The organism is Exiguobacterium sp. s78 (assembly GCF_018618985.1).
GTDB lineage: Bacteria > Bacillota > Bacilli > Exiguobacteriales > Exiguobacteriaceae > Exiguobacterium_A > Exiguobacterium_A abrahamii.
Genome location: NZ_JACSNB010000007.1, coordinates 25,103 through 50,776, shown reverse-complemented (window position 1 = coordinate 50,776; position 25,674 = coordinate 25,103). Strand labels below are relative to the sequence as shown.

26 protein-coding genes are annotated in these 25,674 nt (G+C 38.6%); 10 read left to right on the top strand and 16 right to left on the bottom strand.

Annotated elements, in window-relative coordinates; translation table 11 throughout:
• Window positions 1-173 precede the first annotated feature (173 nt).
• Window positions 174-626, bottom strand: a complete 453-nt coding sequence (locus KNQ18_RS16770) for a JAB domain-containing protein (RefSeq protein ID WP_215085673.1) — start codon at window positions 624-626, stop codon at window positions 174-176.
• A 422-nt stretch (window positions 627-1,048) separates the two neighbouring features.
• Window positions 1,049-3,055: a heavy metal translocating P-type ATPase gene (locus KNQ18_RS16765; RefSeq protein WP_050678840.1), complete on the bottom strand. Its 2,007-nt coding sequence runs from the start codon at window positions 3,053-3,055 to the stop codon at window positions 1,049-1,051.
• A 432-nt stretch (window positions 3,056-3,487) separates the two neighbouring features.
• Between KNQ18_RS16765 and KNQ18_RS16760 the strand changes: the two genes are divergently transcribed.
• Complete coding sequence (locus KNQ18_RS16760) at window positions 3,488-3,991, top strand: PCYCGC motif-containing (lipo)protein (protein WP_050678841.1); 504 nt, start codon at window positions 3,488-3,490, stop codon at window positions 3,989-3,991.
• A 37-nt stretch (window positions 3,992-4,028) separates the two neighbouring features.
• Here the strand turns inward: KNQ18_RS16760 and KNQ18_RS16755 are convergent, their stop codons facing one another.
• The 3 genes from KNQ18_RS16755 to KNQ18_RS16745 all read right to left on the bottom strand — a co-directional run bounded on the left by KNQ18_RS16755 (window position 4,029) and on the right by KNQ18_RS16745 (window position 6,964).
• Window positions 4,029-4,709 carry a response regulator transcription factor gene (locus KNQ18_RS16755; RefSeq protein ID WP_050678842.1) on the bottom strand — a complete coding sequence of 227 codons (681 nt, stop codon included), beginning with the start codon at window positions 4,707-4,709 and terminating at the stop codon, window positions 4,029-4,031.
• A gap of 322 nt (window positions 4,710-5,031) precedes the next feature.
• Window positions 5,032-5,358 (bottom strand): four-helix bundle copper-binding protein, encoded by a 327-nt coding sequence (locus KNQ18_RS16750; RefSeq protein ID WP_071908772.1) that lies wholly within the window; start codon window positions 5,356-5,358, stop codon window positions 5,032-5,034.
• A gap of 91 nt (window positions 5,359-5,449) precedes the next feature.
• Entirely contained in the window at window positions 5,450-6,964 is a 1,515-nt protein-coding gene (locus tag KNQ18_RS16745) for a multicopper oxidase family protein (protein WP_082202603.1), read from the bottom strand.
• A 187-nt stretch (window positions 6,965-7,151) separates the two neighbouring features.
• Here KNQ18_RS16745 and KNQ18_RS16740 point away from each other — a divergent pair, with 187 nt between their 5' ends.
• Window positions 7,152-7,724, top strand: a complete 573-nt coding sequence (locus KNQ18_RS16740) for a YdhK family protein (protein WP_029343434.1) — start codon at window positions 7,152-7,154, stop codon at window positions 7,722-7,724.
• 60 nt (window positions 7,725-7,784) lie between these two features.
• Here the strand turns inward: KNQ18_RS16740 and KNQ18_RS16735 are convergent, their stop codons facing one another.
• The 4 genes from KNQ18_RS16735 to KNQ18_RS16720 are packed head-to-tail and all read right to left on the bottom strand — an operon-like array spanning window position 7,785 to window position 11,364.
• Entirely contained in the window at window positions 7,785-8,456 is a 672-nt protein-coding gene (locus tag KNQ18_RS16735; RefSeq protein WP_029343435.1) for a response regulator transcription factor, read from the bottom strand.
• Window positions 8,453-9,769, bottom strand: a complete 1,317-nt coding sequence (locus KNQ18_RS16730) for a sensor histidine kinase (protein ID WP_050678843.1) — start codon at window positions 9,767-9,769, stop codon at window positions 8,453-8,455. The genes KNQ18_RS16735 and KNQ18_RS16730 overlap by 4 nt, the downstream gene beginning before the upstream one ends.
• 52 nt (window positions 9,770-9,821) lie before the next feature.
• Window positions 9,822-10,628 carry a hypothetical protein gene (locus KNQ18_RS16725; protein ID WP_050678844.1) on the bottom strand — a complete coding sequence of 269 codons (807 nt, stop codon included), beginning with the start codon at window positions 10,626-10,628 and terminating at the stop codon, window positions 9,822-9,824.
• A 37-nt stretch (window positions 10,629-10,665) separates the two neighbouring features.
• On the bottom strand, window positions 10,666-11,364 hold the full coding sequence (locus tag KNQ18_RS16720) for a cytochrome c biogenesis CcdA family protein (protein ID WP_034786404.1): 699 nt from the start codon (window positions 11,362-11,364) through the stop codon (window positions 10,666-10,668).
• 230 nt (window positions 11,365-11,594) lie between these two features.
• Here KNQ18_RS16720 and KNQ18_RS16715 point away from each other — a divergent pair, with 230 nt between their 5' ends.
• The 4 genes from KNQ18_RS16715 to KNQ18_RS16700 all read left to right on the top strand — a co-directional run bounded on the left by KNQ18_RS16715 (window position 11,595) and on the right by KNQ18_RS16700 (window position 15,764).
• Window positions 11,595-12,314 (top strand): peptidoglycan DD-metalloendopeptidase family protein, encoded by a 720-nt coding sequence (locus KNQ18_RS16715; protein WP_029343438.1) that lies wholly within the window; start codon window positions 11,595-11,597, stop codon window positions 12,312-12,314.
• A 183-nt stretch (window positions 12,315-12,497) separates the two neighbouring features.
• Window positions 12,498-13,073 (top strand): recombinase family protein, encoded by a 576-nt coding sequence (locus KNQ18_RS16710; protein ID WP_053451893.1) that lies wholly within the window; start codon window positions 12,498-12,500, stop codon window positions 13,071-13,073.
• Window positions 13,074-13,273: 200 nt separating this feature from the next.
• The gene (locus KNQ18_RS16705; RefSeq protein ID WP_053451892.1) at window positions 13,274-13,642 is read left to right on the top strand and encodes an ArsR/SmtB family transcription factor; all 369 of its coding nucleotides are present in this window, start codon (window positions 13,274-13,276) and stop codon (window positions 13,640-13,642) included.
• Window positions 13,635-15,764, top strand: coding sequence for a heavy metal translocating P-type ATPase (locus tag KNQ18_RS16700; RefSeq protein ID WP_215085671.1), 2,130 nt, complete (start codon window positions 13,635-13,637; stop codon window positions 15,762-15,764). The genes KNQ18_RS16705 and KNQ18_RS16700 overlap by 8 nt, the downstream gene beginning before the upstream one ends.
• Before the next feature lie 200 nt (window positions 15,765-15,964).
• Here KNQ18_RS16700 and KNQ18_RS16695 read toward each other — a convergent pair whose 3' ends face one another.
• Entirely contained in the window at window positions 15,965-16,561 is a 597-nt protein-coding gene (locus KNQ18_RS16695; RefSeq protein WP_052019224.1) for an HAD-IC family P-type ATPase, read from the bottom strand.
• An 8-nt stretch (window positions 16,562-16,569) separates the two neighbouring features.
• A complete protein-coding gene (locus tag KNQ18_RS16690) occupies window positions 16,570-16,950 on the bottom strand; it encodes a cation transporter (protein WP_215085669.1) in 381 nt (126 codons plus the stop codon).
• A 14-nt stretch (window positions 16,951-16,964) separates the two neighbouring features.
• Between KNQ18_RS16690 and KNQ18_RS16685 the strand changes: the two genes are divergently transcribed.
• From KNQ18_RS16685 to KNQ18_RS16670, 4 genes are all read left to right on the top strand, one after another.
• Window positions 16,965-18,107 (top strand): copper resistance D family protein, encoded by a 1,143-nt coding sequence (locus KNQ18_RS16685; RefSeq protein ID WP_215085667.1) that lies wholly within the window; start codon window positions 16,965-16,967, stop codon window positions 18,105-18,107.
• 197 nt (window positions 18,108-18,304) lie between these two features.
• Window positions 18,305-18,529: a type II toxin-antitoxin system RelB family antitoxin gene (relB, locus tag KNQ18_RS16680; protein ID WP_026829710.1), complete on the top strand. Its 225-nt coding sequence runs from the start codon at window positions 18,305-18,307 to the stop codon at window positions 18,527-18,529.
• Complete coding sequence (locus tag KNQ18_RS16675) at window positions 18,526-18,795, top strand: type II toxin-antitoxin system RelE family toxin (RefSeq protein ID WP_215085665.1); 270 nt, start codon at window positions 18,526-18,528, stop codon at window positions 18,793-18,795. Before relB ends, KNQ18_RS16675 begins: the two co-directional genes overlap by 4 nt.
• Before the next feature lie 215 nt (window positions 18,796-19,010).
• Window positions 19,011-19,565: a recombinase family protein gene (locus KNQ18_RS16670; RefSeq protein ID WP_215085663.1), complete on the top strand. Its 555-nt coding sequence runs from the start codon at window positions 19,011-19,013 to the stop codon at window positions 19,563-19,565.
• A 15-nt stretch (window positions 19,566-19,580) separates the two neighbouring features.
• On the opposite strand, the gene KNQ18_RS16665 is transcribed toward KNQ18_RS16670, so the two are convergent.
• From KNQ18_RS16665 to KNQ18_RS16645, 5 genes are all read right to left on the bottom strand, one after another.
• Complete coding sequence (locus tag KNQ18_RS16665; RefSeq protein ID WP_215085661.1) at window positions 19,581-20,711, bottom strand: hypothetical protein; 1,131 nt, start codon at window positions 20,709-20,711, stop codon at window positions 19,581-19,583.
• Window positions 20,695-22,377: an AAA family ATPase gene (locus KNQ18_RS16660; RefSeq protein ID WP_215085659.1), complete on the bottom strand. Its 1,683-nt coding sequence runs from the start codon at window positions 22,375-22,377 to the stop codon at window positions 20,695-20,697. The genes KNQ18_RS16665 and KNQ18_RS16660 overlap by 17 nt, the downstream gene beginning before the upstream one ends.
• Window positions 22,361-23,716 carry a primase C-terminal domain-containing protein gene (locus tag KNQ18_RS16655; RefSeq protein ID WP_215085657.1) on the bottom strand — a complete coding sequence of 452 codons (1,356 nt, stop codon included), beginning with the start codon at window positions 23,714-23,716 and terminating at the stop codon, window positions 22,361-22,363. The genes KNQ18_RS16660 and KNQ18_RS16655 overlap by 17 nt, the downstream gene beginning before the upstream one ends.
• Window positions 23,717-24,423: 707 nt before the next feature.
• Window positions 24,424-24,795, bottom strand: coding sequence for a DUF5388 domain-containing protein (locus KNQ18_RS16650; RefSeq protein ID WP_035399453.1), 372 nt, complete (start codon window positions 24,793-24,795; stop codon window positions 24,424-24,426).
• Window positions 24,796-24,798: 3 nt separating this feature from the next.
• A complete protein-coding gene (locus tag KNQ18_RS16645; RefSeq protein WP_119924048.1) occupies window positions 24,799-25,653 on the bottom strand; it encodes a ParA family protein in 855 nt (284 codons plus the stop codon).
• Window positions 25,654-25,674 lie beyond the last annotated feature (21 nt).

The window sequence follows — 25,674 nt, the reverse complement described above, 5'->3', positions numbered from 1 at the left end:
CCGCAGTGGATCATCCGTCCACTGCGGGTCTCTCATTGCCCTTGGATTCGGGACGAATCCATTCCTTACTCGCTTGCGCTCTCTCAAAAGAAAAACGACGTCGTTTTTCGTCCATGCTCTTGCGCGCGCGGACAGGACGGAGGTATCCCGTCCGTCTACGCTCTATCGTCTCTTTACAGCACACCTTGTGCTTTCAAGCTGACGTATTCGTCTCCGGCACCGACGATGATGTGGTCAAGAAGCTGAATACCGACGATGCGTCCGACCTCGACGAGCCGTTCGGTCACCTCGATATCTTCCCTCGATGGATGCGGGTCACCGCTCGGATGCTGATGGCTGACGATGAGCGACGTCGCATTGTTGAGGATGGCGGACTTGAAAATTTCTCTAGGGTGGACGACGCTCGAGTTGATGCTCCCGACGTGTGCCCGGTGGACGGCAATGACCCGGTTCTTCGTATTGAGCAGGATGACGAGGAATACCTCACGGTCATCGTCCTGGATGAAACGTTTGGCGACACAGAACGCGTCCTCGGGGGACGTGATGTGCGTCGTCTCGAGCGCAACGTCTGGGTCTCGGACCTCTTGGCGGATACGAGTGATTTCAACGAGTGTAGTCAGTTTCATGGAAAAGCTCCTTTCGCGAGTGGGATGCAGTCCGACACGGTGCCGTCCTGTTGACGGGAACGCAGCGAGCGTCGCGAGACGGCGCAAGGGTGACCGCAGGGAAAGATCAAAAAAAGCGGACAGCGCACCGGGACGAAGGCTTCCGGAGCCCGCGAGCGAAAAGCTTTGCTTTGAGCCAAAACGCGGAGGAAGACAAGGAACGGCAGCGGCTTTTTTTGATGACCCTTGCGCCGACGAGGAGCGAGCTAGAGTACGGAAACAGGACGGCTTGCGGTCTCTTTCCATCAGACAGAGCGGGGCCGCTCTGTTCCATGCTTTTATCTATGGGATCCTATCTGATTGAAAAAAAGAACACACCCTAACTCATGAAGTGAGATAGGGTGTGTTCATACACAAAAAAGAAAAAATATACCAAACTTCTATTAAATTCTTAATGTTTTCGCATTGATAGCTACGATGACCGTACTCAAACTCATCAAAACTGCTCCAATCGCTGGTGAAAGAATAATGCCGTATGGTGCTAAAATACCTGCAGCTAAAGGAATCGTAATGATATTGTAACCAGCTGCCCACCATAGATTCTGAATCATTTTATTATATGTTTTTTGCGATAGTTCGATGACAGATAAGACGTCCTTTGGATTACTTTTGACAAGGACAATATCAGCCGTTTCTACAGCTACATCTGTTCCACTACCAATCGCAATCCCTACATCCGCTTGTGCGAGAGCTGGTGCATCGTTAATTCCATCCCCTACCATCCCTACTTTTTTTCCTTCTGCTTGCACCTGTCTCACTTGACGTGACTTATCATCCGGTAATACTTCTGCGTACACTTGATCGATCTCAAGTTGGGAAGCGACCCACGAAGCGACTTTTTGATTATCCCCAGTCAGCATGATGGATTGAATCCCTTTCTCCTTTAATTCCTGTACAGTCTTCTTAGCTTCCTCGCGAACGAGGTCGGCAAGGGCGATCATACCGATTAATTCTGTGTCCTTTAAGACAAAGACGACCGTTTTCCCTTCTTCAGACAAATCTTCGAATGTCACTTCGTCGATTTCGAGTTGTTTGTCCCGTACGTATCGCGGACTAACGACGCGGACTTGCTTTCCTTCGACTGTTCCTTCCAATCCTATGCCTGTCATCGATCCAAATCCTGCGACCGATGGTAAATCAAGCTTTCGTCTTTGAACTTCAGTCAAGATCCCGCGAGCAAGTGGATGTTGCGACGACTGTTCGATGGCTCCTGCGAGTCGTAATACTTCTTCCTCACTTATACCTGTACTTGCCATCACATCCGTTACTCCAAAATTACCTTGCGTTAAAGTACCAGTCTTATCAAAGATAACCGCATCTAGTTTTCGTGCCTCTTCGAATTGTGTTCGATTTCGAATCAAAAGACCTCTTTTAGCGGAAAGTGCTGTAGAAACGGATACGACAAGAGGGGCTGCTAAACCAAGAGCGTGTGGACAAGAGATAACCATAACCGTTACCATGCGCTCGATTGCTGTACTAACCGAATATCCAAGTACAATCCAAATCACGAAAGTCAGAACACCTGCTCCCACCGCGAGATAAAAAAGAATTTTTGCTGCTCGATCAGCTAAGTTTTGAGTCCGTGATTTGGAAGATTGCGCTTCACTTACTAAGCCGATGACTTTTGAAAGGTAGGTGCCTTCACCAGTACCTGTCGTCTCGACTGTCAGACCACCTTCTTGATTGATAGAGCCAGCAATCACGGTGTCATTCTCCTGTTTATCTACCGGAAGTGATTCACCGGTAAGCATTGATTCGTCAATCGTTGTTGTTCCTTCGACGATTTTTCCGTCTACCGGTACCTGTTCTCCCGGCTTGATCCGAATGAGATCTCCTGCCTCTAATTCATTGACCGGCACCTCTTCAACCTTCCCATCCTTCACTCGATGCGCCACACTCGGAAGTAACTTTACTAATTCCTGCAACGCATTTGAGGCACCCATGATTGATTTCATTTCAATCCAATGCCCTAATAACATGATGTCGATCAAGGTCGCTAACTCCCAAAAGAAATCATGTCCTTGTCCGAAACCGAATATGATAGCGACACTATAGAAATAGGCTACACTAATCGCTAATGCAATCAACATCATCATTCCAGGATTTTTTTGGCGTATTTCATTAATACTACCTTTTAGGAAGGGCCATCCACCGTAGAAGTAGACAATTGTGGATAGCAAAAGCAAAACAACGTCGTCATATGGAAAGCTAATGTTGATACCCGACCATTCTTGAATCATTTTGGAAAGTAGCAGGATTGGAATGGTCAACATTAACGATACGAGAAATCTTTTCTTGAAGTCTCCGATCATTCCTTCATGTTCATGATGTGAAGCACTCATTTGTTGGTCTTCATGATGAGTATGTTCGTGATGGATATGGTGATTCATAAGAAAACCTCCTTTTACGTACTATATACCTGTATGGTGTATATAGAGAGATCATGACTATATAGAGCTACATCTCGTTTTTACTTCCAGTTAAACTTATATATATAAATATAAAATGTATTTTGACACACTAAAAAATAAAAATTATCATACAAGTATAGGATATATTTTAAAAAATGAGACCATTTGTTTGAATAGGACTATTTAGCGCCAAAATCACAAGTACTGAAACTTTAAAAAGAATTAAAGGACAAGTTCGAGGTAGACATCAAATGATTGATGACAATTCATGAATTAACTGAACTGATGAAGACTATGGTCAAATGAACGAATAGGTACTATCGTGAACAGACAAATGAGCTAATACAAAAAACGCAATTAAAAAGCTTTGTTTTATGCACCTACAAAATTATCTCTAAGGAGAATCCAATCGTGAAACTTAACATACTCTTAAAAAGCGTAAGTCTTATTAGCCTATCCCTGATTGCGGTCGGCTGTGCTCAATCCCCGATGAAGTCTTCTACTCCCAATCATTCAAAGGAGGTAGATCATGCGAAACATATGGGCGGTGACAAGATTGAAGAAACATCATCATCGTTGATACTTCCCACGTTTTTAAAAACTCAACCTGAAGATGTACGAAATGTTTATCAAGCTGTAGGGAAAAATCGTAAACTACTAGAGAAAATACCTTGCTATTGCGGTTGCGGTGAAACAGTCAATCATAAAAATAATTATGATTGCTTTATAGAAGAAAACGCGACGAATGGATCGGTGAAATGGACAAGTCACGGAACGACATGCAGCACCTGTCTCGAGATTGCTGTAAAGTCTATTTTGAAGCAACGGGACGGAGAATCGGTTAAAGATATTCGTTCTGCAATCGATTCTTCATATAAAGATGGATACTCGAAGCCGACACCGACTCCCTTATGATTTTTATGATGACACTTTTGCTCCTATAGTAAGAGTGTCATTTCGTTTCATTCTCACTCCAACGATATCCTCTCCCCCAAATTGTTTTCAGATGCCTATCGATCGGGTAATCTAACTCTCTTAACTTTTCTCTAATCATCTTAATATGAGAATCAACTGTCCTCGGATCCGATTCTGACGTATAAGACCAAACGAATTCATAAAGCTCTAGTCTGTTGAACAGCCTTCCAGGATGTTGAAGGAATAGTCGCAGTAATGCATGTGCTTTTGGTGTAAAGTCAATCGACTTGCCATCTAGTAAAATTAAATTGTTGCTCTCATCGAACGTAAGTCCGTGGTAGATAACGGGTTCTTTTGCTTTCCTTCTCATGACAGACCGAACTCTTGCTAAAAGTACGTCCCCGTTAAACGGCTTTGTGACATAATCTGTAGCTCCAGCATCTAGTCCTTTGACGATGGATTCAGCATCATTTAGAGCCGTTATCATGATGATAGGGACTTCCGGGTGAGAATCCGTTATTTTCTTACATACTTCGAATCCATCGTACATTGGCATCATTACATCCAATAAAATCAAATCGAAGGTTTCTTTTTTCACTTTCTCTAAAGCTTCGATCCCATCATTCGCCATACTACATTCATATCCTATTGGTTCTAGATAGAGTCTTAATAATTGCCTCATTCTTATTTCATCATCAACAATTAATATTTTATCCATCCTAGTCACCACCTCTTACATTAAAATTTTTTAATAATAAATGATTGTTAGTCTATTTCCTCATAAATTTCACGAACTTTCTATATAATCAATTCAACCTATAGAATGGAGTTGATTTTCATGAAAGTGTTTATGAAGAGTTTGATCGTTATCCTCTATGTATCCTTATTTTCTCTCACCATACTACTGGTCTATAAGGGTTATGAACTTTTTCATAACTAAGTATCTTAGTGCTTATAAATAATGAAAGAGCATCAGCTTTTTAGCTCATACCTTTTTCGGCATGGCGACATAGATGCTCCTTCATTTTTAACACTTCGCTTTAAGCAATTAATTTACGACAAACTTTTGCACATTCATTACAGGCCTCAGCGCACTTTTTACAATGATCATGATCATGTTTCGAACATTCGTCGGCACATCTTTCACAAATTTCAACACAGCTTCTTGCAAGAACATCAATATTGCTGCTGTTTCGAGAAATAGCTTGTACTAAAAGACTACAAATTTCAGAACAATCTCTGTCTAGACGTATACACTCTGCCATCGAAGAAACATGATGTTCACTCAAACACGCATCAAAGCATTCATTACAAGTCACTATACAGTTGTGTAGGGCACCTAAGATTTCTTGTTGTCCAGTATTCATTCTAAAATACCTCCATTTTCCGTCTTTTTTGACTTACACAAAGCCTATTTCCTTAGTTTGTGAAAAAAAGATGAAAACATTCACCTATTTTTTAGTCCACTTTCAACTGACCCATCATTCCGTTCTCTTCATGTTCAAGGATATGGCAATGGTACATGAATACCCCTTTTTCCTTGAAAGTCATCTGAATCTTAACTCGTTCATCTGGTTTTATAGCGATAGTGTCTTTTAGACCTGCTTCTTGATTATCCAGTTTCTGTCCGTTTCGCTCTAATACTTTGAATTGGACTCCATGAATGTGGAAGGGATGAGTCATTCCACCCATCATGTCTTTTTTATTATAGACCTCCCAAATTTCGGTTTCTCCTTGTTTCGCTTTAATATCGATTCTCTTCTCATCAAACTTTTTCCCATTGATTTCAACATTTTTGCCCATCCCGAAAAGAGTTAACTTTTGATTCACTGTAGACAAGGTCTTTAGCGGCTTTTCATATCCACTTTTCGGCGCCAATGCACTTAGGTTCGTCCCTTGTTTATCCTTCAGCTTGAAGTTAACGACCCTTACTCCATTCGTCTCAAATGAAACAGTCTCACCAATTTTTCTTTTTGAAAAGTCTACCAATACCTCTATACGTTCGCCTGGACTTAATTCAATTTTCTTTACGTTTTTCGGTTTTGAGATGTAACCACCATCATCAGCAATTTTTTTAAAGGATGAACCGTCAGATAGCTTCACTACGTAGTTACGTGCATTGGAGCCATTTATCAATCTGACTCTAAGTTGCGAATATTTTACGTTGAAATATGGATTAATCGTACCGTTTACGAGGAGGGTATCGCCTAAAGCCCCATCTGTTTTTTCTACATCAGCATATCCAAGGACATTCCTGTTTTTAACTTTTCGATCTTGAAGAATTAATGGAATATCATTTTCACCATATTTTTGAGGTAGCATCGTCTCTTTAGTTTTTTCATCTTTTACGTACAACAATCCTGCTAACCCCTTGTATACTTGTTCAGCAGTTTTCCCCATTGGATGTGGATGAAACCACAATGTCGATTCATCTTGCTTCACTTTGAACTTTACTACCTTCGTTTCACCAGCTTTCACGACTTGATGTGGTCCGCCATCTACGGATGATGGTACAACAAGACCGTGCCAATGGAATGTAGTCGCTTCTGATAAGCGATTCACCGTACGGATTGTTACCATTTTTCCTTTTTTCAATTCCACTACAGGACCTAAATAATTTCCGTTATATCCTAGAGTTTCAGTTTTTTTACTATCTCGGAAGAACTGTGTCTCCCCTTGTTTAGCGACAATCGTGTATTGAATGGAATTCTTGGTTTCACGATCGGATTTTAGCATCTTAGGGATGTTCAATCGTCGCTCTTTTTCTTCAGTTGATTTTAAATCGACACTCGCGCCATGTCCCATACCTTCCATCATAGTCTGATTTGTAGTAGTGTTCCCTCCATTCATCATAGATTTCATGTGCTGTTTGTTATTTGGCATAGTACCTCGGATAAAAAGTAAATACGAACCGCCCACTATAATCATGAGAGTAAAGATACCGATAGTTGCGATTAACCATCTTTTCTTCACATGGATCATTCCCTTCAATTAATTATTATCTTTAACTTAAAGAATGATTGTGAAAAAAATATGTCTTTCCACCCATGAATTTTATAGTTTTTTTCAATGTGTTACTTTTCTACTCTCTGCAATGTTTCTGCAAATTTATGTGATAGAGTCTATGGAAAGCATAAAAAAACAATTGGAGGTAATTTTTATGAAATTAAAGAAAAAGATTTTTATGACAACTATGGCTGCTTCGCTTTCTTTAGCACTCGCTGCGTGCGGAAGCAATGGTGATGATTCTAAATCAACAGGAAGCATGGATAAAAATATGGACGGTATGGATCATTCGACGATGGACATGTCTGGATCGAAAGAGGTTCCGAAAGGGCTCCAAGAGGCTAAAAACCCTAAATTTAAAGTTGGCGACATGGCGATGATCAAAGAAGCACATATGGAAGGCATGAAAGGGGCCGAGGCTAAAATTGTAGGAGCTTATGATACTACTGCTTATAGCATTTCTTATGACCCTACAAATGGCGGGAAACGCGTCACGAATCATAAATGGATTATTCAAGAAGAGATTGTAGATGCCAAGTCATCTCCTTATGAAGTAGGCGATGAAGTAAAAGTAGACGCGGATCATATGAAAGGAATGAAGGATGCTACGGCCACTATCGACTCAGCTAAGCAAACAACAGTGTATATGATTGATTTCGAATCGACTACAGGTGAAGAAGTGAAAAATCATAAATGGGTGACTGAAGACGAACTATCTGCAGAATAAACGATAAACAAGAGAGGAACGGTTTTTTAACCGTTCCTCTCTTGTCTTATTTCTCCTTATTTAAGGAACCCACTTGTAACCAATTCCCCATACTGTGCGAAAGTGTTCTTCAATAGGAAACTCGAGTTTCCTAAGTTTTTCTCTTAAGTTTCTTACATGAGAGTCGACCGTTCGTTCATCTGTCCACTCATTTGCTAACCATAAACTTGAGAGCAGTTCCTCTCTTGAATAGACACGTTCTGGATTTTTTAATAACTTAGCAAGTAATGAAAATTCCTTTGGCGTGACTTTGACTAAATGATTATCATAATACAGCTCATGGGCGTCTTCATTTAAGATTAGACCCGACGATTCGATTTTTGATCCTGAAGAAACTGTAGTTCGTCTGAAAATCGATTGAATTCTTGCCTTCAATTCCGCCTCGTCGAACGGTTTCACAATGTAATCATCTGCTCCCAGTTGTAATCCTTTTACGATTTCTTCTTTTCCGTCGAGTGCTGTCAATAAAATGATTGGTACATTCGAAACTTCCCTTATCCTTTGACAGGTCTCAAAACCATCCATTAAAGGCATCATCACATCCAATATGATTAAGTCAGGCTCATCTACATCAATCAAGTTCAATATCTCTCTTCCGCTGTTCAGCTTAATACAGGTATAACTGTCTTGCAGATAGAGTTCAATCAGTTCTAACATTCGATTCTCATCATCTACCAAAGCAATGGTTCTCATCCTGGAATCCCCCTCAAGTCAATGACAACTTTCAGCCCGTTTTCTACATTAATAGCTACGATGGTCCCTTTGTGCGCTTCAACTATTTCTTTCGTGATAGCCAAACCGAGCCCAGTACCTCCTGTTTCACGATTTCGTGAAGAATCTACTCGATAAAAACGATCAAAAAGATACGGGAGTGATTGCTCATCCACACCACCACCTTCATCCGTAACTTCAATAAAGTTTTCATCAAGTTTTAAAAATACGCGTTTGTTCGCATGTGTATATTTTAGCGCGTTATCCAGTAAATTTAAGAGAACCTGATCAAATCTAGCTTGGTCTATCTCTTTGTAGATGGGAGTTTTATTAATTTGAAGAATTAATTTCACTTGTTTCTCCTCAAATTTAAAAATTATTCTTTCACTGATTTTTTTTAAGAAATCATTCATCTCTGTGATCTGAGGATCTATTTGAAAATGTGGCTCTTCCAATCTAGCAAGTTCAAACAAATCCTCAATCAGTTCTTGAAGTCTTTCGGATTCCTCATAGATAATATCTCCAAATCTCGATTCGTCTTTTTTGAGGAGTCCTGCATATCCTTTGATGTAGGTAATCGGCGTACGCAATTCATGTGTGATTGAAGTCAGAAATTGCTTTCTTGTATTTTGAATGTGACGTAAATCAACAGATAACTTAGTGATCGCTCGTGCTAAATCTCCTACTTCGTCGCTTCTCTCAGCTTCTCTGATTTTCAGCACCTCGCCTTTACTTAACTTTACCGTTGCCTCTTTCATTGATAAAAGTGGCTTTATAATGATATAACTCAAAAAATAAACACTTACTAATAGAAAAAGTACTAACAAGAATAGAGAGAACACTACTTGTTGTTTCAATTCCCCCATCAAATGCTGTATATACTTCGTCGGCTCTAACATGATTATTTGACCGCCATCTTCAATATTACTCACCGTCACTAAAAATTTGCCCTCTCTCCAATTACCTTCTACGATTCCATCCTTTTTTTGAATCCAATCCGGGTTCAAAAATTGTTCAGCGTCGTTAGATGAATCGACGACTTGATTATTTTTGTCTAAGATAATCACATCAGTCATCGCCTTTTCCTCCATTAAAACAACGTGTTCAACTGTTTGCTTGTCGAAGTTAGTGGAAAGAACATCTCGATGACTATTGCCTCTCTCTTGAAGGCTCTCCAGTTCACTTTCTACTTGTTGATGCTCAAGAATGTTGTATACAATAGCAGATGAGAGAATGAAAATCATGAGAATCCCGAAAAAATAAAATAACGTTATTTTAAATGAAAGTTTATTCATAAAGTACCTTTCTCATTTAAGATGATTACATATAAAAACAAACTGTTGAGATTTAGAAAAGAAAGTATTCTTCATTTAGGCGATACACAAAAGAGCTTTTATCATTTGATTCTTTTAAAAGGACAATTCCTTGAATATTGCTCCACAAATAATTAGCGAAATCATAATCACTAAAAATAGCCTCACGAGTAGAATGCGTCATGAAACATTCTATTTTTGTAATCGTATACATTCCCTCCGAATCACGTTGATAATCGAAAGAAAAAGAACCCTTTATATTAAGCCTTTGAGCAATTATTGCTACGCACTCCTCTAAAATCGAGTTGGCAAACACCTCGTATGAAAGAACAGTATCTTGGTACCGTTCATACTCTTCTCTCATAAAACAGCAAATCACTTCACTAGATCGATAATCGACATATGCATCAATTTTCCCCACCTTTACACCTTCAGGCGCATTCTTTATCTGGTCAAAAGAATAAGTGAAAGTATTACCTTGAACCGAAAATGAATCATGAAGTACTGTTTTATCCCAGTCAAAGGATGTTATAAACGCTACGTTATTTTTTCTCATTTTCAACTTATGTTTTGATAACGTAGATGCTTCTTGTTCGCTTAAAGGGATAATCCAGCCTATTTCTTGAGAAGTACAATATTCAATCAGATTACTAATATACCCTTCTTCTGATTCTTTTTTTGAAAATGAATCAAAATATTTAAAATCAGGAAATAGCTTTCGAACCCATCCTTCTTTTGAAGAAATATGAATATCTATACTTACAGGTTTAAGTTGTTTTATGTTCTCCATCACTTTCCAGTTTTCCTCTACTCCCATTATCAGGACATTTTCACGAGACATTTACGATGCATCTCCTTTCGAAATAGAAAATAGAGCGTCAGAACCCTCTAAACCCTGTAAAATCAATCAATATTGTAGTTAGTTTCGTCAGACCATCGAAATACAATATGATACCTAATAAAATCATAAACCAGCCACCTATTTTCATAACCTTTGAAGAATAATTCATTAAGTATCTGGATTTCCCGACCAAAAACGACATCAAGAAAAATGGAATAGAAAAACCTAGTACATAAAAGAGCATATATAAAAATCCATTACTAGGATTCGTGGCGATCAAAGCAATAACTCCAGCGAGGATTGGTCCTGTACAAGGAGTCCATCCAGCAGCCGATCCGACTCCGACAATAAACGTTCCGATATAACCACGCTTTCTTTTTCCTAAGTTCATTCTTCGCTCTTTAAGTAAAAATATTGGGGTCCACAGACCAGTTAAAATAACACCGAATATGAATAAAATAAGTGCACCGCTCATCCGTAGAACATCTTTATACACTATAAAAAAATCAGCCAAATATGACGTTGAAAAACCCATCACTAAAAATACGCTCGAAAATCCAAGTAAGAAAACGAATGTATGGGGAACACCATTCCAGTTCCACTTTTTATTTTCTTTTAACTCTGTAACTGAAATTCCTGTAATGTAAGATAGAAAAACAGGATACAAAGCTAGGCAACATGGCGAGATAAAAGATAAAAACCCTGCCCCAAAAGCTAACAAAAAAGATAACTCCATCAAATTCCTCCCGAACTCTAAAAAATAAATCTTTTTTTAAGATGTATAAAAAAGAAATGTGTTTAATTTTAATCATAAAATCTGTTTGTGAAAAATCTATGCATTTTTTGATTAAATCTCGTATCAATTTTTGAAATGAATTTGATACACTTTTTTGTAATATAGTGATGCTATACTCCTTTTAACAAATCGTTTGTCACCGTATCTTTATCTTTAAAGGAGTACAACTAATGAAAAACAAGGTAATACTTATCGCTTCTAGCGTCTTACTCACAACAACTTTTTCAATGCATAGCCCAAAAGTTGAAGCAAGTAGTGCATATAAAGTAAAAGTAAAGACAGACAATCTCCGTGTTCGGACTGGTCCTTCTCTCAATTACAATATAGTCGGCGTGACTAACACTGGTCAGACTTTTTCTTATTTAGGAAAAAAAGGAGCTTGGACAAAAGTACTTTACAAAGGGAACACACGGTATATCTATAGTTCTTACCTAAAAAAATATAAGAGCCACGTTGCAAAAAAAATGACGTATAATGAGTCTCTTTTTGCTTCTCCTACTAAAGGGAGGCTGACCCAAGGATACGGAAAATCTAATGGCGCTTACGGTTATACATTCCATAATGGCGTTGATCTAGCTGCAACAAAAGGCACACCTGTCTATGCTTCTGCGAGTGGAAAAGTCACTACCTCTAAAAACAGCGGTGCATATGGTAAACACGTTATGATTTCACATAGTCTAAAGAATCAAAAATACGTAACCGTTTATGCTCATATGAATAGTCTTTCGGTAAAAAGTGGTCAGACAGTCTCTAAAGGTATGAAGATTGGAACAGTTGGGAATACAGGAAACTCGTTCGGAAATCATTTACACTTTGAGATTCATAAAAACAGTTATAAATACAGCAGTTATTCTGCAGCGAATAGTGTCAACCCATTGAACTATTTGTAACCTAAAAAAAGAAGAGAGGATGTCCTAAGACAGCATCTTTTCAGATCATAGAAAAACCCTCATTTCGACGTCGAAATGAGGGTTTTTCTATGATCTGAAGCGACTTCATCAAGTCATTTATTTTGAAGTGGATTGCTGTGATCTAGCGTCTCATAAGACTTGTCTCAAAAGTGAGGTGATATTTTGCGGAAAATTAGTTATGTACGTGTCAGTTCAACTAGTCAAAACCCTTCAAGACAATTTCAGCAGCTAAGCGAATTCGGAATGGATATTATATACGAAGAAAAAGTTTCTGGGGCAACGAAGGAACGTGAGCAACTTCAAAAAATGTTAGAGGACTTACAAGATGGTGACACCATTTATGTTACAGATTTAACTCGAATTACTCGTAGTACACAAGATTTATTTGAATTGATCGATTACATACGAAGGAAAAAAGCCAGCTTAAAATCACTCAAGGATACATGGCTAGATTTATCAGAGGATAATCCATACAGCCAATTCTTAATTACAGTAATGGCTGGTGTTAACCAGTTAGAGAGAGATCTTATCCGTATGCGTCAACGTGAAGGGATTGAGCTGGCTAAGAAAGAAGGAAAGTTTAAAGGTCGGATAAAGAAATATCATAAAAATCATGCGGGAATGAATTATGCAGTAAAGCTATATAAAGAAGGAAATATGACTGTAAATCAAATTTGTGAAATTACAAATGTGTCTAGGGCTTCATTATATAGAAAGCTATCGGAAGAGAACAAATAGTTCAGTCCTATTCCATTAATTGGCCAGATAATGTTATGTACTTAAAGTCTTATGCAGTTTGGTTATTTTGTTATTAGAATTGGGTACTCCAATTCTTTTTTTATGAATTTTTTTACTCATTCAAATAAACACTTGAATGAATTATCAAAAATGGTTATACTCTATTCAAATAAACACTTGAATGATATTGGGGTGAGAATGTGATTAAGAAAGATACTTGTGAAATTTATTGTTATGACGAAGAAAAGGTCAATCGAATACAAGGTAATTTACAGACAGTAGATATTTCTAGTGTTGCCCAAATGTTAAAAGCTATTGCAGATGAAAATAGAGCAAAAATTACCTATGCTTTATGTCAAGATGACGAATTGTGTGTGTGTGATATAGCAAATATTATAGGTGTTACGGTTGCAAATGCCTCTCATCACCTGCGAACGCTCCATAAGCAAGGGATTGTTAAGTTTCGAAAAGAGGGAAAACTTGCATTTTATTCATTAGATGATGAGCATATCAGACAAATTATGATAATTGCATTGGCACATAAGAAAGAGGTGAAGATCAATGTCTAGTGGGAAAGCAAAACTGTCTGAAGAAGAAATGAAAGCCTATCGTGTTCAAGGATTTACTTGTACTAACTGTGCAGCCATTTTTGAAAATAATGTTAAAGAACTTTCCGGTGTTCAGGATGCGAAAGTAAATTTCGGAGCATCTAAAGTTTATGTTAAAGGGACGACAACCATTGAAGAATTAGAAAAAGCAGGAGCATTTGAAAATTTAAAAATTCGAGATGAAAAAGAACAAAGGGTAGAACGAGAACCTTTTTGGAAGCAGAAAGAAAACATTAAGGTATATATATCAGCTCTTTTACTTGTAGTTAGCTGGTTCTTAGGAGAGCAGTATGGTGAAGAGCATGTTCTACCGACAATTGGTTATGCAGCGTCCATTTTAATCGGTGGATATTCGTTATTCATTAAAGGTCTCAAAAATCTAAGCAGATTAAATTTCGATATGAATACGCTTATGACTATTGCAATTATAGGAGCTGCAATCATTGGTGAATGGGGTGAAGGGGCAACCGTTGTTATCCTATTTGCGATTAGTGAAGCATTAGAGCGTTATTCAATGGATAAAGCACGTCAATCTATTGAATCTTTAATGGATATTGCCCCAAAAGAAGCGTTAATTCGACGAGGCAATGAAGAAATGATGATTCATGTTGATGATATTCAAGTTGGAGACATCATGATTGTTAAGCCCGGTCAAAAGTTAGCAATGGATGGAATAGTGGTTAAAGGTACATCGACATTAAATCAGGCTGCGATTACAGGTGAAAGTGTTCCAGTAACGAAAACCACAAATGATGAAGTATTTGCAGGAACCTTGAATGAAGAAGGGTTACTTGAGGTTAAAGTAACAAAACGAGTTGAAGATACTACTCTTTCAAAAATCATTCACTTGGTAGAAGAAGCCCAAGCAGAACGGGCCCCTTCTCAAGCGTTTGTCGATAAATTTGCAAAATACTATACACCAGCTATTGTCATACTAGCTCTTTTAATTGCGGTAGTTCCACCATTATTTGGCGGAGACTGGAGCCAATGGATTTATCAAGGCTTAGCTGTATTAGTGGTTGGTTGTCCTTGTGCCTTAGTAGTCTCAACTCCAGTTGCTGTGGTTACAGCAATAGGAAATGCAGCGAAAAATGGTGTTTTAATTAAAGGTGGTATCCATTTAGAAGAAGCAGGACACTTAAAAGCGATAGCCTTTGATAAAACAGGAACATTAACCAAAGGGATTCCTGCTGTAACAGACATTGTGACATATGGTAGAAATGAAAATGAATTAATGACCATAACAGCAGCCATTGAAAAAGGATCACAGCACCCTCTTGCTTCAGCGATTATGCGAAAAGCAGAAGAAAATGGATTAAAATTCAACGAAGTAACAGTAGAGGATTTTCAATCCATTACAGGTAAAGGCGTTAAAGCCAAAATAAATAATGAAATGTATTATGTGGGAAGTCCAAATCTTTTTGAGGAATTACACGGAAGCATTTCAAGCGATAGGAAAGAAAAAATTGCCGATATGCAAACTCAAGGTAAAACGGTGATGGTGTTAGGAACAGAAAAAGAAATTCTTTCGTTTATTGCCGTAGCCGATGAAATGAGGGAATCGTCTAAAGAAGTTATCGGCAAGTTGAACAATATGGGAATCGAAACAGTGATGCTAACAGGCGATAACCAAAGAACGGCAACAGCCATCGGAAAACAAGTTGGTGTTTCGGATATTAAAGCTGACTTACTTCCAGAAGATAAGCTTAATTTTATTAAAGAACTTCGAGAAAAACATCAAAGTGTGGGGATGGTCGGAGATGGCGTGAATGATGCTCCAGCCCTTGCGGCATCTACCGTTGGTGTAGCAATGGGTGGTGCTGGAACTGATACAGCTTTAGAAACGGCTGACATCGCCTTAATGTCTGATGATTTGAGTAAATTGCCATATACAATAAAATTAAGCCGTAAGGCTTTAGCAATCATCAAGCAAAACATTACCTTCTCTTTGGCGATTAAATTAGTGGCATTACTTTTGGTCATGCCCGGTTGGTTAACACTTTGGATAGCTATATTTGCTGATATGGGAGCAACTTTACTTGTAACATTAAACAGTTTACGCTTATTGAAAATCAAAGAATAGGTTCTAAAATGGGCGTCAACTATCGGGTGCGATCATTGAAAACAATGTTATGCTTCAAAAGGGATATTAACAGGAAATATACAACTAAAGGACGCTTTAACTGAGCAACGGAAAAAGCCAAATTTCTCAATTGATGTTGAGAAATTTGGCTTTTTAGTATGGGAATTTCCTTAGCATTGTAAATCCGCATTTTCCTGACGCTACCCCTTATAGAACCACTCTCCCCAACTACCAAGTTGGAGTAAAGGTGGGACGATCATCAGCAACAATGCACCTAGGAAGACGAACGGTGTATACACTTTCGCGAAACGATCGATGAACGCTTCACTCGGTGCTTTATTATCCTGCGCTTCCTCGACCAGTTCAATGATGTGCGCAAGCGTCGTCTCTTGATACGTCTTCTCGACGATCATGTCGAACGAACGATCCATGTTGAGCGTTCCGGCAAATACGTGATCGCCTTCCTTCTTATCGACAGGAATCGATTCGCCCGTGATCGGTGCTTGATTGATGGTCGTCGTCCCGTTCAGGATCGTGCCGTCCAGTGCAACCTGATCACCTGGTCGAATCCGGAGGATTTCTCCGACTCGCACCGCTTCCACCGGTTTACGTCTAACGTCCCCGTCCGTCAGCACGAAGGCTTCCTTCGGAGACAGTTCGATCAGTTTCTGAATGGAATTGCGCGTCCGCGCAAGGGAGCGATTCTGAAGCAAATTGCCGATGGCAAAGAGGAAGACGACGGTCGCTCCCTCGAGCCACTCCCCGATACATGCGGCACCGATGGCTGCTACGCTCATCAATACTTTCATGTCGAGTGAGCGGGCACGGACGGCATAATATAGGCACTCCGGAAAACTCTCCCCCCACTGAGGATCAAGGCGATACCGTACAAAACATTCGGAAGATACGCTACTCCGCTCGTTTGGATGAGCAATCCCAGACCAATCAAAATCCCGGACAGGATCAAGTAGATCCCCTCGAACGACCGGACCGGTGCCTCGGACGTTTTCTTTCCCTTGACGTATCCATCGAAACCGATCTTGTTCAGCTCGCTTTGGACTTGTCGAGCATCCAGCTGATGGTCGATTTCCATCTCCCCACGGGCAAACGAAACTGTGACGGTCTGGACATTTTGCATCTTTTGAAAGTGTTGTTCGATCGTCTTAGCACAGCTACTACAGTCCATCCCGGAAACGGTGAATGTTTGGACGAGCTGATCTGATTTATCGGGAAGGGGCGGAAGCGATGACCGCGCTCTATCTGATCGGCGATACGCTCCTCTACGGTTGTCTTGCGCTGTTGATCGGTTTCTTTTCCGTCCAGCTCATCCCTCGTTCTTACCGACCTGACGTATCGCTTTCAATCCGCTGGGTTCGCATGCTCATCGTGCTGATGCTGTTATCCTTTTCCCTGTCCGTCTTACGAATCGTACTGTATTTATATGAAGAGATCGGTTTTTGGATAACACTGCAATCCGTGTTACTTACATTCGAGGCAGGGAACGCTTGGATTCTGATGGCTCTCTGGAGCGTACTCCTTCTCATCGTCATCAATCGTGCATCACTCAGTCCTGGCCGTATAAAACTAGGGGTATTCCTTGTTATGGCGATGGTCGTTACGTTCGCGTGGTCCGGGCACGCCTCTAGCATCAAAGGGGCAGAAGGCATGCTCGTACATTCCGTTCACGCATTCGCCGTCTTCGTCTGGACCGGTGGATTGCTCATACTCGGCTTTTGGAGTCCATCAGACCGTAACTGGGGCATCGTCCTCGAATGGTTCAAACCACTCGTGACGCTATGTTTCTTACTGATCGTCGGTTCCGGCATCTATCTGATGTCTGTCGTCGTGCAGGTAGAGGAGTATTCCGATTCCTGGATTTTACCGTATGGACAAGCCTTACTCTGGAAACACGTCTTGATTCTACCCGTGCTGATCATCGGTATCCTGAACGGGAAGTGGAGTTACGCGTCTCCTGAACGATCGTTTGAAGTCCGACGGATGCGGATGCGCATGGAAGGCATCTTGATCCTGCTTCTCTTCACAGCGACTGCGTGGCTCGGTCAACAGGAACCCCCTCACTCGATCAAGGATACACTTCAATCCAGCGGGGCTGGTCCACTGTCAGGGTTTCTTTTCCCTAGCTTGCGTTTCACCTATTCTGATATCCGGTTCGAGCCGACCATGATATCCCTCTTCTTGATGGCAATCAGCCTCCTTTTCGTGGGATTGTTGGTGTACGTCATCCGATCAACCCAAGACTCCATCAAGACCCTCTATCTTGGATTAGGCGTCTCGATCTCATTATTTTTCGCTGCGTTGTATAGTATTTCCGTGTATTTATGATGCTCATGACGTATACTTCAGCGTGTGCGACGTCCTATACAAAAAGAAAGGCATGCGATACAGCAGCCTTTCTTTTTTCATACCTATTCATCATTTTCATACTAGTTATAACAGGTTCAATCCTATTTTAAATCGGTGCCATTTCTAGACTACTACCGGAATATGTATTACAATGTATTACAAAGGAGCTGATAATCATGAGTACCATTTCCGTACGTCTAGATGATCAAGATACACGACTCATCAAGGAATATGCGAAAGCAAAGAACATCACGATTTCTACACTCGTTCGCGATGCCGTCCTCGATCGTATCGAAGATGAAATCGATTTACAACTCTATCATGATTCCATGGCAGCACACCGTAAAAAATCAGAAGCGATTTCTTTCGACGATATGATGAAAGAACTTGATTTAGAATGACGGCATATACAGTAGCGTTTGAGCGCGGAGCTCAAAAGTCTCTCAAAAAGATGGATCCCCAACAAGCGCGGATCATCATGTCCTGGATCAAGAAGAATCTGGTCGGGACGGATGATCCGCGTCTTCATGGCAAGGGACTCGTCTCGAACAGATCGGGTGAATGGCGTTATCGCATCGGTGATTATCGTCTGATTGCTGACATTCAAGATGAAAAAGTCGTGATTTTGATTCTCGAGATCGGGCATCGTCGTGATATCTATAAATAAGACAGGTAGAACTCACATCTGAGGAAATATGTGAGTTTTCTTTTTTTGTTTTTAAAACGACCGTTTTTCATACATTATTGAAGTTTAATTCACAAATAATTGAAAGGGCTATAGAAAGCCCTTTTTAATTATACAAAATTGTCTTTTTTCTTATCTTTTTATCAATGTATGTTTTTTGGTATTATTGATGAGAAAACACACAAAAGAGGTGTCTTATGACAAAAATCGGATATGCTCGCGTATCAACACTAGATCAAAATCTAGAAATGCAATTGGACGAGTTACAAAAAGTTGGTTGTTCAAAAATTTTTAAAGAAAAAGTGTCCAGCGTAAAGAAGCGAACGGAATTTGAAAAGTGTCTTGAGTATTTGAGAGAGGGAGATACGTTAGTTGTTTGGAAATTAGATCGACTTGGACGTACAACAAAGAAGTTATTAGAACTAATTGATGATTTGAAAGAACGCAATATTAATTTGCAGATCACTACATTAGGAGTCGATACTTCGACTGCAGCGGGAAGACTCTTTTTTACTATGATGGCTGGCTTAGCAGAAATGGAACGCGAATTAATTCGAGAGCGTACCAACGCTGGTCTTAAGGCCGCTCGTTCTAGAGGACGTTTGGGAGGACGTAAGAGAATTGATCAAGATATTCTTAATCGAGCATATATGATGTATGATGCAAAAATGACAGTTGAAGATATTGTTAATACTTTACAAATATCTCGTTCTACATTTTACAAATATTTAAAAACTAGCGATACCAATTAAGTATCGCTAGTACATTTATGAAACAATATAACGTTTTGCTTGGCTAGTATCTCGTCTTCCACCAACTAACCAACATGCTACATGAATACCTATATTATCAATATTTGATCTTAAGTACCCTGGAAAATCAGATAGTTTTTTACTGTTTAAAATTTTAATTGCCCATTTGTCCCAATCATTGTTAGCAATTTTTGAGAAAATGAAATCTTCTTCACTCAACTCATCTAAATCAATTTCTAAATTACTTATTGCCGGATCAAAATATTCTTTAATCAACATATCTTCATCATATTTTTTTTTAGTTAGCCCTTTTTTAAAATCTAAATAAAGTAATCGGTCGTTAAAAGAGCATTGTTCTAGTCCGGAGGTGTTTACACAATTAGTTGTATGCTTGTTAACTTCTTTTAACCAACTAACCGGAATAAGATTTTCTTTTTCGTGTGCATCTAAAGAAATTAAATAAATAAAATTATCATGTTTATACTCGTTATAGGCACTTATAGCTTTATCCAATGTACTTTTACTTTTAATAGGGTGATTTACCGACTTTTTATCTGTATCACAAATAACTAGCGTTTTTTGTCTGTTTTGAATTGATGTTCTAATCGAATTTTCTATATTCCCTCCATACCCAGGGTCGACAATAAAATCATTTGCAATAAAATGTTGAAAGTTTTCAATTAAATATTTTATACCGATTTGAGAATAAAACTTAACATCTTTATCGTTCTCAGATAATATAGTTACATTATTACCCAAAAAATTATACTTACATAAAGAGTAAATGTTCACTTCGAAGATTTTTCCAGTATTATAGTAACTGTTATCAATTACTTTAATTTCATTTTCTTTTATACTCTCATTCGCTGTGACGTTTACGTGAAGCGGAAAAGATCTCAAATATATTTTATTAGCTGCTGGTTCTCTCAATTTAAGATTATTCAATTCATTTAAACTACTAGCATCAAGTTTAGTATTGAAAGTTTGAAGTAGAAAATCAATTAAAACTGAATCAATAATAACCAAATGCTGTTTTTCATCACTGATTTTCAGAAAGTTATTAATAGATCTAATCAGATTTGTATCATTTTCTAATTTATTTTTAAGTACATATTTAATTAACCCTTTATCAATATTTATAATCATATTCAATAGGCTCCGCTGAGAAAAATCCGATTGGCCATTCTAATAAATCACCGTCTTCGTCAAATCCAATAGATTTAACCGATGATTTATAATCACTATCAATATTTACTACGTTGACAGTGACAGACTCATGTTCTAATTTTTCTTTTTTTATAGATTCACTTACTCTATTTATTAATGTTTCACTATGCGTTTCAATAATAAAATTAACTTTTCTTTTATTTTTATTAGACTTATTAAATTGAACTATATTTACACATACATCAATAAAATCAGACTGCATGGCTGGATGAAGATGCAGTTCTGGCTGTTCGATAACAATCGTAAGTGGACTTCTATCACTTATTTTTTTAAAATCGTCAACTTTAGATGTATTCCATAATTCAACTATGATAGGTAATAGCTGAGAGTATCCAAATCCTAGATCAATAATGTTTCTTGCTTCTTGATTTTCAAATTTAATAAAAATTGAAATGTGCCCATGACTTCTTTTTCGAATAATTGAAAATCCAAAGTGCATCATAGTCCATTTTTGAAAACTCTCAAATGATTTTGGACTCATATTCGCAAGTATCATAGGAAGATTAGCTCCAGAAGCATCCATTTCAGAAAGAGCTATACCCTGCATTCGATAATATCTTTGGACAGTTGCTCTTAAAGGAGCTATATATTTCACTTTTGAAAAATAATTTTGAAGTTGAGTATCAACAGCTACTAAAAACTCATTAATATAAGAAGAGATAAATAAATCAACTATTTCATCTAACTTCTTATAATGAGACTCCGTATATTTGCGATCTGAATACAAATTTATAAAAAAAGTTTCATCTAAGAATTGTTCAAACCTTTTTATAAGATGTTCTCTTTTTAATACTAAAAAGTCACCTATAAAAATCATCTTTACTAAATCGTCATTAACCTCTGGATACTTCACTCCTAAGTTACTAAATAGACTAGATAATAACTTTAAAATCTCTGGATAAATAAATACATGACTAAATAATATTCTAGATTCAACTGTATTACGATCAAACTCACTATTCATATGAAACAAACTATGATTTCTTACCCTTACAGCATCAATGACAGAAACAAGATTTCTTTTTAAAGGAGAGATGATAATTTCATCATTCCCATCTCTCTCATTATCATAAATTAATGAATTATTAATAAAAAATGATAATAGCGTTCCCTTGTCTAAGTTTATTAAAATGTCTACATTTTCTACTTTAAATTTGATCTGAGAGACATATTCTTTCTTAGTAGAAATTTGAAAGTTAACGTTCCAGTCAGTAAGAGAAAGAACTTCATTTAAGTATTCATCAATCTGAAGCTTTCTCGAATATGTAAAATTATTTAAGTTTGAGAACAAATGTTGAGAGTTATAAAAGCTATGCGCTGATAAGCGAAACTCATATTTAAACGTAATTGGCTTAGATTTATCGGAGCCTATAACATCCTCATATTCACCAAAATCAACATAATCAGGGCTATACCATAAAAATGGTTGACTGGTTTCATTAGCAAGAGTTTGCTTCATCAAAGGAAATAAACGTAATAAGCTACTTTTACCAGAGCTGTTCTTTCCAATAAAAATATTTAAATCAGAAGTCGCTAAAAAACCAGTACGTTCAAAACTCCTAAAATTTTCAACCGCTATCTTCATAAAAACATCCTCCTCTATTAACAGGCCGGTTACTTATTTCAAGTACTGTACGAAAAGACCATCCAACCACCCTATCTAATAGTGTATACGAGTTGAGCCCATTAAAATAAGGTTTTTTTGTATTAATATGTAAAACGTTGCTCCTTTTCACCATTCTGATGGTCGTACATGCCGAACGACCATTTCCTTCTACTATCTTCTCAATCAATCGTTCTTGAATCAAAATTTCAATTACTCGTTTAAACGTCGCATAAGATAAAGTTTTTGAGTCGTCCACTGAAGAACAGATCATCTTGGCAATATCACGCTGTGCACCGCAAAGAACCCCTCCATTTTCTCTTAAAATAGATAGGACGTCTTCTTTCCACTCTTCTAAATGACTATATGTACGCTCTTCTCGCGGCTTTGCACCTTCCCAAAGTTGATATTTAAACTCCATTCCAGACAGTGTCTCAATCCAGTACGCAGAAGGACCAAGTGGTGCGCCTTCTTTAAAGGCACTCTTAACCTTTCGCTTGACATCAAGCTGACGCATAGCCGGTATATTCCGTTCATTCCAAGCATACAAATAGATTTGTGTATCTTCTTCTGAGTATCCTGTCGCTTTGAAAGCTAATGCCAAGGTATAGCATGTATTATCACGTCGTCCTTGCTCAACGCCCTGAAGGAGAGACTGGATCGCAGGATGTTGCATCATATCTTGCTTACGTACCATGACTTTTCGTTGATGTAATAGCTCTTCATTGCGCTCCGAATACCAATCACAAAGCGCATCAAAAGAAACACGCTCTGCAGACCGATGTACAGTGTTTTGAGGCGTCGGTAAACGGAACCACCGTTCAGCACCTACAGCTTGTAGATCACCTGACAGCTCTTCAGCAATCGCTTGTTGAATCCGTTTATAATGTTCTACGACTTTTGGAAATGCACGACGTGGCTCCGCCAGGTACCAGTATACGTGGAAGCCACCTGATGGCGTTTGAACAATCAAAGAAGGAGTCGGAAGACCTGCTGTTGTGACCATCTCCATCACATCTGGATAGATCATGCCAGCGTTCTTGGTAGTCTTGACGTCAATATCAATGACAAGCGCATTTAGCCAGCGTAACGTTCCTGCATGACGCTGATCGTTACGATAAAAGGTATTCGGTGTGAAGTACGTTGTCGATGCTTGAGCTTGAAACAATGAGCTATATGTACGAACTGCTTTTGGCTGCGCGAAGTCATTGCAAACAAAGACCCAGCCTAAATGCTTGCTTGGACCGCTTTGTTCTTTTTGAGACGCGCGCTTTGGTGCTTCCGTTAACTGATCACGATACAACTGACGTAAAGACTCCATTCGTCTTCCTCCTTCCTGATTGATCTATGATTTGGTTTTATGTCGAAAAAGAATTGTCTCTAAAATTGCGTCATGCTACACTGAAGTTAACTTCAGTGCATAAGAAAGAGCCCTCAACGAAGCGTGAATTTTTTCACGTCGTAAAGAGTTATTTTTTGAATCTTTTTTCTGTGCTGCTCGCGATGTTTAATCGATGCACTCCTGACTGGCGGGTCAGTTGCATCAAGGATCTGATAACCTTTGTTATCAGATTTTTTTGCGTGAAGAGATGCTTTCTGCTTTACAACTATCTGTATCATTTCATAAAAAAAACGGCTTCACAACAGGTTTTTTTATAAGATCAGGTTTAGAATCTACATGTAGATTTGTAGATTAGTCTACATGTAGATTTGTAGATTTGTAGATGCGTCTACATGTAGATTTGTAGATTTGTAGATTTGTAGATTTGTAGATGCGTCTACATGTAGATGTCATCAGACATCCTCTAACCCCTTACGTACCAATGGATTCAAAAAACGAAACGTCTACATGTAGATTTGTAGATTTGTAGATTTGTAGATGCGTCTACATGTAGATTTGTAGATTTGTAGATGCGTCTACATGTAGATTTGTAGATTTGTAGATGCGTCTACATGTAGACGTGTTTGGACTGATCAGTTTTTAGTGTTATTTTTTCCTAAAAAAAGAGACTCTCAGCAGAGTCTCTTTTATGATTTGCGCGTTTTCATCATCATGATGTCTTTCAGAATTTGGTATTCTTTTTTCTGATCACTCGCCATACCTTCGACGTAGTCGTCAATGAACGTCGAAATGACTGCGTCAACTGACTCTCCCATTCCCATCGTAACCAGCGCAGCCAATTGATTTTTAGTGTTTGTGGACACACGAACGGTTGTACTTCCATTTGTCACTGCTCGTTGTGTTGTCTTTTTACGCTTGGATTGAGTTGCCTCTTCTTTTGATTCAATTGGATTACTCTCAACTACTGCGTCTTCCGGAGAATAAGTCTTCTGTGGTGTAGCCACTGATTTACGCTCAAGTAGACGCTTTCTTTGAGGTTGATTTTGATTATTCGCCATTCTTTATTCCACCTCTTGTTCTGCATAAGCTAATTCATACTCAAGTCGTGATAAAAATTCATCAGCCACTGAATCATATGTGCTCATGACACGACGATCGTGCATATCATCTTCTTTAATTCCTTCGACATCATAACGCTTTAAGCGTTCCATGTTTTTAATGACCCCTTCGAACAAATTGTTCTCTCCGAAGATCTCTTTAGCACTCTCGAGAGTGGCAAGATCAACTGCAGCTCCGTTTTTCAGAAGGACAGGTAAGATGCCTAGAACATCAAAGTCCGTATCATAGTCATTTAATAGGTCCTGAAGGTATTGTGTAAAGACTTCCGCTCCCTGTAGACTACGTTCTTGCGTTTGCAGGACAACCACAACAAAGTTCGATGCGTAGAGAGCAGCATCAGTATAGATAGAGATCGTTGGCGGCACATCAATAAAGATGAAGTCAAAATCATCTTTTAATGGCTCAAGCAATGTCGAGAGATATGTAATACGATCGACTTCATTCTCAAATTTTTTCTCAAGAAATTTAGGATATTGAGCGAAATCGCTGAAAGAAGGGAGTAAATAAAGATTACTTTTAATCTCAGTAACGATCTTGCTTAAGTCGCCTTCTTGCATAGCAGCCATTAACGTCTGTTCAAACGTAAACACTTCATCTTCAAGCATTGATTTGGTCTTTAAAAACAGTGCCGTGGCATTTGCTTGCGGATCCTGATCGCACAGTAGGACGCGGTAACCCTTTTTGGCAAGCGCGTAAGCTAACATCGTACTATTGGTCGTTTTACCGGTACCACCTTTAAAGTTTCCGAACGTAACCGTGATTGCTTTGCGTTGAGACAAATCTAGTTTCGTCGCCATGATCATTGCTCCTTTATCACT